This is a genomic window from Roseburia sp. AF20-18LB (assembly GCF_003461185.1).
GTDB lineage: Bacteria > Bacillota > Clostridia > Lachnospirales > Lachnospiraceae > Roseburia_C > Roseburia_C amylophila.
Genome location: NZ_QTWP01000020.1, coordinates 1 through 8083, shown reverse-complemented (window position 1 = coordinate 8083; position 8083 = coordinate 1). Strand labels below are relative to the sequence as shown.

General features: G+C 36.3%; 8 protein-coding genes. All 8 read right to left on the bottom strand.

All coding sequences use genetic code 11. The features are described 5' to 3' along the window. Window positions 1-53: 53 nt before the first annotated feature. The 8 genes from DWX65_RS14585 to DWX65_RS14550 all read right to left on the bottom strand — a co-directional run bounded on the left by DWX65_RS14585 (window position 54) and on the right by DWX65_RS14550 (window position 7041). Window positions 54-1589, bottom strand: a complete 1536-nt coding sequence (locus DWX65_RS14585; protein WP_055288238.1) for a hypothetical protein — start codon at window positions 1587-1589, stop codon at window positions 54-56. 65 nt (window positions 1590-1654) lie between these two features. Then, on the bottom strand, window positions 1655-1798 hold the full coding sequence (locus DWX65_RS15455; protein WP_242997894.1) for a hypothetical protein: 144 nt from the start codon (window positions 1796-1798) through the stop codon (window positions 1655-1657). Window positions 1799-1922: 124 nt separating this feature from the next. After that, window positions 1923-2648: a hypothetical protein gene (locus tag DWX65_RS14575; protein WP_118173735.1), complete on the bottom strand. Its 726-nt coding sequence runs from the start codon at window positions 2646-2648 to the stop codon at window positions 1923-1925. 247 nt (window positions 2649-2895) lie between these two features. Then, complete coding sequence (locus tag DWX65_RS14570) at window positions 2896-3483, bottom strand: hypothetical protein (RefSeq protein WP_055171087.1); 588 nt, start codon at window positions 3481-3483, stop codon at window positions 2896-2898. A 9-nt stretch (window positions 3484-3492) separates the two neighbouring features. Then, window positions 3493-4077 carry a hypothetical protein gene (locus tag DWX65_RS14565; RefSeq protein WP_015517456.1) on the bottom strand — a complete coding sequence of 195 codons (585 nt, stop codon included), beginning with the start codon at window positions 4075-4077 and terminating at the stop codon, window positions 3493-3495. 118 nt (window positions 4078-4195) lie between these two features. Beyond that, complete coding sequence (locus DWX65_RS14560; RefSeq protein WP_118173734.1) at window positions 4196-4852, bottom strand: DUF3879 family protein; 657 nt, start codon at window positions 4850-4852, stop codon at window positions 4196-4198. 132 nt (window positions 4853-4984) lie between these two features. Continuing rightward, window positions 4985-6277, bottom strand: a complete 1293-nt coding sequence (locus tag DWX65_RS14555; RefSeq protein ID WP_015568074.1) for an ATP-binding protein — start codon at window positions 6275-6277, stop codon at window positions 4985-4987. 8 nt (window positions 6278-6285) lie between these two features. Further along, window positions 6286-7041: a LytR/AlgR family response regulator transcription factor gene (locus DWX65_RS14550; protein ID WP_242997893.1), complete on the bottom strand. Its 756-nt coding sequence runs from the start codon at window positions 7039-7041 to the stop codon at window positions 6286-6288. Window positions 7042-8083 lie beyond the last annotated feature (1042 nt).

Below are 8083 nucleotides of genomic sequence, written 5' to 3'. Positions count from 1 at the left end.
CACTTTGCACTCCCGAACCAATACGCATTTAATTACCTCCTTCTGATGTTGTATCATAATACTTTCCTGAAACTATACGCATACATATCCGAATACATGTTATCATGCGGTTGTGGCGTCAGCCTTCTATCCAATGCCGCCATATCCACCGTAAAACCACTGTCTGCCACAGAAAAAGCACCATTACTGAATTGAAACTCCGAAGTAAAGTCTGGAATCCCCAGATCACCGCTTGTCCGGTTATGTCCTATAATATTTATCAATGCATCCTTTATCCGCTCTATCTTGGCATTGTCCTTTGTTTTGTTAATCAGATTAGCAGCTTTTTCCGGCAGCCCGCCAATCTTTCCGTCTGGTGTCAGGTAAAGGTTCTCCAGAGAAATATCTTCTCCCGTAACCCCTTTTAAGTAACGCCTGACTTCCTGCACATCCGTGGCATACTGGTAGGTATTGGACGACAGATTTCCCACACTGTCAGCAATTCCTGTGTAATACTGATACATCCGGTCACTGTACTTTTCCTCTACCAGTTTCTGAACCTGTTCCCGGACTTCCTTATCTTCGATACCGCTCACTGTTACATTCCCATTGCTTTCAATCTTTATCTGCATTCCCTCCAGCTCATCACGGGAGATACCTTTGCTTTCCAGATCCTTTACAAAATCCTCGGAAAAATCATTTTTCAGTTCCGCCTTCTGCTGTGCTTTCTCAAAATCTTTCAGGTTTGCAAAAATCTTCACATACTCCGTTTCCGCATCATCCAGTGTCTTTCCTTCTGCCATGTCCTGCAACAATTCATCCACTGTGCGCCCGCCTTTGTATTGTTTTTCTTCCGGCAGACTTTCAAACTGCTTCTGGTGGAGTTTCTCCATTTCTTTTGTATAATTTTTCTCTGTATCCATCAGGACTTCATTATATTTGTCGAGATATTCCCTCCAATTTTCATCTTTCCGGCTGTATGCACCGTGAAGGTTCCCGAATGCCTCCCTTATGGCATCGGTCTTTTCCTGTTCTTTATTTTCCGTAACCTTGAAACTGATTTTATAATAATCATGCGGAGAAACTTCTTCCCCATTTTTGTTTTCTATTTTGATACAATATTTATTGGTATTTGTATCCCAGTTCGGGATGGTCAGTGTTTTACGTCCTTCCCCGTCCCATTCTGCCTTTCCGACCTGATTGCCATATTCATCATATAAGGTGAGGTCATAATCACAGCCTTCCGGCATGTCCATGTATATTTGAACCCCAAAATAATTCTGTATGGTTCGATTAAATGGAATGGAAAAGTTGTAGAAATCCACATCCTTTTTATCACTGAGATTTCCTTTCAGACTGCTGGTTTCGTCCTTAATCAGAAAATCCAGATCCAGAAACGTACTTCCCTTCTTCTTGTCCGAAACCTCATAAGTGGTATGCTGTCTGCGATAAGTGTCATTGCTGCCAAGTGTACAGGAATCTTCCTGAAGTGTCATATTTTTCTTCAGTTTCCCTTCAAAAAATGCCACTGTTTCCTTTCCAGACATGAAAAAAATCGGTTTTTGACGAAATGCCGCCCCATATGTAGAATGATTACTGTTTATTTCCATTTCTTATCCTTCCTCCCGAAAAATATCTTACCTGTATTCTTATGCTTTCCTGTCAAAAGATGAGCCTACAGTATAACAGGATTATCCGGTAAAATAATACTGCTTTTCTCATATGCTGCCGCCGCCAACTGGCTATTTAGATATTCGTTTTGTACAGCTTTTCGTCTTGCCTGTGCTCTTTTTACTGCTTCCTTTTCCTGTTCTTTCATAAGTTCTTCCATTCTTTCGTGGCGCTTCTCCCACCAAGATTCTCCGTCATTCGCTGTTTCTGATCCACTCTTTCCTACTGGACCTGCATAACCGTAACATTCTTCTGGTGACGCTCCAATAACATCAAAACTGATTTTGATTATGATGAATCATTGTATATTTTTCCTTAAATGAGGTAATTGCACCATACATTTTCTCAGTTAAATTTTCTGGGATTTCGTCCTTTCCCCTGGTTTTTTGCTCCTCAATGTAAGCCGATGCCAAAGTTGACCTTGTGGTAATTTTTGAAATTTTATTCATTTCTTCACCAATAATTCCACGGGCATGCTGATTGGTTGTCTCCATTGTCACAAAGTCATCCACTGTTTTTTTATATGCAGCATCTAAATTGCTTAACTCTTCATCCTTTGTAAGCTTACGAGGTCCATTTTCATCAGCTACATATATTTCTCTGGTTCCATTTTCATAGCCCTTCACAATTTCATCATATAATTCTGCGTATGCTTTAACATAATTATTTGCCTTGTCAGTAATATTTAAGGCACTTTTTCCTGTATCAACATTTTGATTCTGCTGTGCTGCCTTCTTTTGAATTTCATAACTATAATCAATATCACTGATTTTTTTACTCGCTAACAGTTCCTTTCTTTGAACCACATCATCATATTTTTCCTGTCCACTCTGCTGTATACGATTACGATAATACTCCAATCCCTCATTAGAAATCGAAAGCTTCACTGATTGCCCCACTGTATGTTTTTCGTTTGTCTGACTATTTCCTTTCTGTACTTTATCAGTATTTTTTTCCATTATTGAATTCGTATTATTCATGTAATTAGATATTTTCATATTGTCACCTCAATTTCCATATTTATACAATGTCATTGACGGATAACGTCTGGTGAATGTCAAAGAATTTGATCCTACTGCATAATCATAATAATAATTAAAATTTTCTATATCTATTAACTTACCTGTTGACGGATCAATAATAACTGTCACGGCTTTAAAGTCCTGCCACAAATTATTCTCTTTATATGCCCCTGTGCATCTGCAATGAACACTGTAGAAGTTACTGTTATTTTAATTGCATACTTCATGCCTTCATATCAAAATTATCTTGCAATATTATGTTTTCACCTACACTACCAGTCTTTTCTTCACTATTTAGTGCTTTTCTCGCCTCACTAAATGCCTCATAATATGTCATTTTTAATGCTGAATGAACCTGTGACTCTGCTTTTGTTTCTTTTTCCTGCCAGCCTACTCCCCCTGTATAGGTCAAAACTTCTTCGCCCTCTTCATTGTATACATGAATTGCCGAGCCTGTCCCTGTTCCCTGATATTTTGCCTCATAAGGTATTCCAAACAGCATACAGAGCCATTTTTTGTCTGCTTCCTCAACTTCTTTCATTGCTGACATATTACCTGAATTCATTGATTGACTAAACTTTCCAATTAAAGCAGCTCTATTCGGGGCTACTTTGCTTACTTCCGTCTTTCTCAAATTCATAAATGCATTTCCCATATATACATTGTCCTGTGCATCTTTTTTTGCCAGATCAACAATCTTCTCTTTTAAAGAATCCGTTAATTTCCATTTGTTTTTTTTAGAAGATTTAGAAACATTTTTATTCGATGTGTTCCACACTTTTGCTGTGCTATAATTATTTGATATTTCCATTTAATTGAATCACCTCTCTGTTCTGTCATTTATGTAATCATACAATTCCTTATATGACAGATAACCTGATAAGTTGTTCGAATCATATTGTAACTGCATAAATTCTTTAATCATGCTCATATAGTCTTTCTTTTCATTTATGCTGTCAGAATCATAAGTGATGTTGCCATTCACACCACCAGCCGCATTCATGAAATCTCCAAAAGCATTTTTCGTAAAGCCTTCTACATCACTATATGTTGTATATGCAAGCATTTCCAAATAACTTGCATTTCTTGGATCAACATCATTTATCTGTACATTTGTATCTGTGTAATTTCCTTCTTTGTCCCAATATCTTACCCTGTATTCTGGGTTTGCCGAATCATATGCATCTGATTTATATACAGATGCACTACTGCCATCCGGAAATCCTACTGCTGTTAATGCATTTCCACTATCTTCTGTTCCCGACATATGTAATGTAATATTAGAAGATGTACTGCTTACATTTGATAACAAACCGGAATTCATACCGTTCGCTTTCGCAGTGTTTCTTTTTGTTCCTGTATAATAATTTGAATAATTATAACCGTTAATTCCTGCTATACTCATTTTCGTTTCCTCCAATTATTTTCATTCCTCTGTCATTCGGAATCTACTCACTCTCCATAACGGTCCAAAGACCATGCCTTTACAGGATAATCACAAGAAAGTACCCGACAAAAGCATACTATATTTTTATATCTACTGACTTCTTTCCACTCTCAACATACTCTCTCGTAATGCCATCCAATGCACCCTCCGGTATTGGTTTACCAGCTTTCCATGTATGATCAGCGGCTTTTGCTGCTTCTGCAAATGCCTGTCTGTATTGATGTTCATATTGTTCCATTGTCCAGCCTGCTGATAAACGGTCATCTTTATCCATTTTTCTATATAAATTGTTATATACGCTCTCTCTTTTGGTAGTATCACCATTTAAAGTACCGTTTTCATTTAAGAATTCTTTCTTTGCCAGTTCAAACATTTCTTCCCGGCTGCTCTCTGGAATAGAAATGATATGTTTATAACTGTTTCTGTTCTCATCCGTTACAGCAAGTCCTGTTAATCCGGTATTCGGATCAATCCAGTCTCCGTTTTTGTCATACTGGCTCATCAGGTTCTTAATTGCCTGAACATTCGTAAACATTGCACCGTTTCCATTCTTCATCATCTCACTCAGTGCTGCTTTATACTTTTTACTGTTTGTGTCAATCCCTGCTGCTTTTAATTGTTTCTGTACAGAACTGCTGTTCATTTGAGACAACTGAATATTGTTGACTAAATTTGTTTTTGATGTTCCAAATGTCGTTTGAAATAAAAAACCGTAGTCCGTAATTCTTGACATAATCGAAGCCTCCTATCATTAAATTTTTTATATCTGTCATCCGCTTTATTTTTCTTTTTCTATCGACAACCCACTTCTAATATTTTACCTTTTCTGCACCAAGTACGATTTTTTTGCACGAAGTAAGACTTTTTATGAATTGAGGAATAACTCAGCAATAAATTTATTTCCATCACTTTTCAATATTAAATTTCCATCATATTTTTTTACACTGCTCTGAACATTCAGCAGTCCTATTCCACCGCCTTTTCCTTTCGCTGATACCGGAAAACCATTTTTCCACTTTACCTCCCCGCAGTTATTTTCGATGCTGGCAGCTATCATTTTATGGTATGAGCCAATCTTAATCGAAATATATTTCCCGCCTTCAAGCTTCTCTGCAGCCTCAATCGCATTATCTAATAAATTTCCAAAAATAGTTGTAATGTCGATTGGTGCAAGGAAATTCAGATTCACATTATCCACCTTTATGGTTACTGAAATACCTTTTTCCCTCATAACGGATTCTTTATCGGTAAGAAGAATGTTCAAGATCGGATTTTCTGTGTATTGAACCGGAATGAGCGGCTTTAACAGTTCTCTGATTTCCGCTGCATATTCTCCTGCCGTATTCCCCTGCTCTGCACCATATAATCCTTCGATTGCTTTAATATGCTTATTTACATCATGTAATATGTGGACGGTTTGATCATATTTTTTTGTCTGCGTCAAATAGTATTCGTATTGTACCTTTGCCTGTTGCTCTAAAGCGATGAGCTGCTTTTCATAATAGTTCTTTTCATCTGCCATTTTAACAAAATATAAAAGGTATAGATCTGCCAGAACAATACACCCCATATTGACTGCACATAAATAATTTTCTTCTCCATTTTTAAAATTCTCTACAATTACACCCATGTTAATCAGATTGTATAGGAGTATAATTCCATACATGATGTACCTTGTCTTTGCATAAGGAATATCGCTCTTTTTCACAAACCTGTTTATGAATGTATAATACAAAAAAATAAGTATTACTTTTGAAAATGTTACCTCAAGGCAGTAAAGCATCGTTTCATTCACATTTTTTATATCTGCTGCCTGCAAAATACATTGTAAAAGAATCACTCCTAATGATTCACAAACAGACATGCAAAATACCAATGCCTCACATTCAATGATACGTCTTAACGGTTTATCCATATCCTCATAATACAGAGCATATGCTATTATCCCCGTCAACACGCCCCAGACCACCAAATTTAATATGGAATGATTGAGCATATTGATACAGGTTGTAAAAATCACTGTGACAGTCTCGATCACAATATATACATATCTACTTTGACTACTCTTTTTATACTTTCCATTCATAAACTGGAACAGTATGGTACTTATGATAAAACAGGAAAGAGCATTACATAATATCAGTAAAATCGTATTCATCGTTTCTCCTATGAATTTTTCTGCAAAAATTTATTTACTTCTTCTCTAAAATCGCTGCTTCTCTTTTGCGCAATCTGGAGTTCTTTTCCATTATCCATATAAATAATAAAACCCTTTATTTTTTCAATATGCCTTAAATTAACCAGATTTCCTCTGCAATTCACAACAAAATCATAGGGCTGCAGTTCCTCAACCAGTTTTTCAAAAATGCAGTCATACTCATATGTGATATCAGACAACGCTATCAGTACTTTTCTTGATCTTTTTATGTATTCAAAATATAAAATGTCCCTGAGTTTCAATTTAATCGACAGATACTCTTTCCCATTGCTGTCCGTCACTTTATAAAAATCCTTTTCTGCTCCGGTATCCGGCAGTTGATCCAGCAGTTCCAACATCTGCGTTTCCAATTTATCATATTCCAATGGCTTACATAGAAATGAAAATGCGTGAACTTCGTTAATGACCTGCATACAATATTCTTCATAACTCGTAATATACACTAATTTCACATCCGGAAATTTTTCTTTCAATGTTCTCCCCAGTTTAATACCATTCAGTTCTTCCATCGAAATATCTAAAATTCCGATATCAATGTTGCTGATATTTTCAAGCATTTGATTTGCAGACACAAATTGCTCTATATGATAAGCAATCTGTTGGCTTGTAAAAATCTTATGCAGCATAGTCACTGCACGCTCAAGATCTGCCATATCGTCATCACAAACAGCAATTTCCAGCATATTACTCACCTTCTTTCTCATTTATATATCGGCTCAATCTTTATTCTGTTTCAAATCTCACCTATAAAAGATATCACATGAAACAAAATATTACGGTATTTCTTCACCAAATACGATTTTTTAACACGAAATACGATTAAAAAAAAGCATTAAACCATTTACCCCTGTTAATACACAAAAGCACTGTATCTCAAACTCTTTGAAATACAATGCTTCCCTGCATTTTCTATATCGTCATGTTGATATTATTACTTTACTATCCTGCACACTCTCTGGGAGTGACTGTATCTATCAAAAAAGAAGCCAGCAGTTTATTCACGCACTACTGACTTCCTATATTATTCATTTTATTTACTTCGCTGCGTCTCAGACAAGTTTTCCATCTTTAAACACAATCTCTTTTATTTCTTAATATGCTTAAAAAGTTTCGTAACAAACAAGGCTTTCAAGAATATAGTGTTTTTTCACTTCTTTTCCTAATTTTACACCCCAAAGCTCATCCTACATTGTAGTTAATCCCTTTGTGTGACAAATCAGAAAATGTGAATCGGTGACAAGCATCCATTCCCGCTGACAAAATCAGTATTTTCAGTCCTGCTTCGCTGACAAATTTGTCACTGAAATTACAATTCTGCATGAAAAAAGCGGCAATGAAACTATCTTCATTACCGCTAAAAATGAGCGTCTCCTATAGGAATCGAACCTACAATAGAGTCTTAGGAGTTCAAGTCACTACAGAAAATCTATGTTTTTCTTGGTCAACATAAGTCAAGCAACAACTTGATTTTACTGACTTTCCTGTAAATCCATGTCAAAATAAGAAAACTGAAAATCATCCAAGTTAAGCACCTCTCGCTGACAAATGAGTGACACTGTCACCCTGAGGGTTCAACCATTCCGTTCCTGCGAATTCATATTTATGGCTACCATTCTCACTGAATATGCGGTAATGATAACACTGTTTTCTTATTAGATTATCTATATCATAACGTGTGTGAAGTCAGATGTCGATTGTTTTTTGACCATTATTTACTCCGCATTACACGTACTCTCTTCTATGTTA

What these genes read in the sequence shown, in the direction of transcription:
- DWX65_RS14560 (WP_118173734.1), bottom strand. Translation starts at nt 4,852, where the DNA reads ATGTCAAGAATTACGGACTACGGTTTTTTATTTCAAACGACATTTGGA.
- DWX65_RS14555 (WP_015568074.1), bottom strand. Translation starts at nt 6,277, where the DNA reads ATGAATACGATTTTACTGATATTATGTAATGCTCTTTCCTGTTTTATC.
- DWX65_RS14550 (WP_242997893.1), bottom strand. Translation starts at nt 7,041, where the DNA reads ATGAGAAAGAAGGTGAGTAATATGCTGGAAATTGCTGTTTGTGATGAC.
- DWX65_RS14585 (WP_055288238.1), bottom strand. Translation starts at nt 1,589, where the DNA reads ATGGAAATAAACAGTAATCATTCTACATATGGGGCGGCATTTCGTCAA.
- DWX65_RS14570 (WP_055171087.1), bottom strand. Translation starts at nt 3,483, where the DNA reads ATGGAAATATCAAATAATTATAGCACAGCAAAAGTGTGGAACACATCG.
- DWX65_RS14575 (WP_118173735.1), bottom strand. Translation starts at nt 2,648, where the DNA reads ATGAAAATATCTAATTACATGAATAATACGAATTCAATAATGGAAAAA.
- DWX65_RS15455 (WP_242997894.1), bottom strand. Translation starts at nt 1,798, where the DNA reads ATGAAAGAACAGGAAAAGGAAGCAGTAAAAAGAGCACAGGCAAGACGA.
- DWX65_RS14565 (WP_015517456.1), bottom strand. Translation starts at nt 4,077, where the DNA reads ATGAGTATAGCAGGAATTAACGGTTATAATTATTCAAATTATTATACA.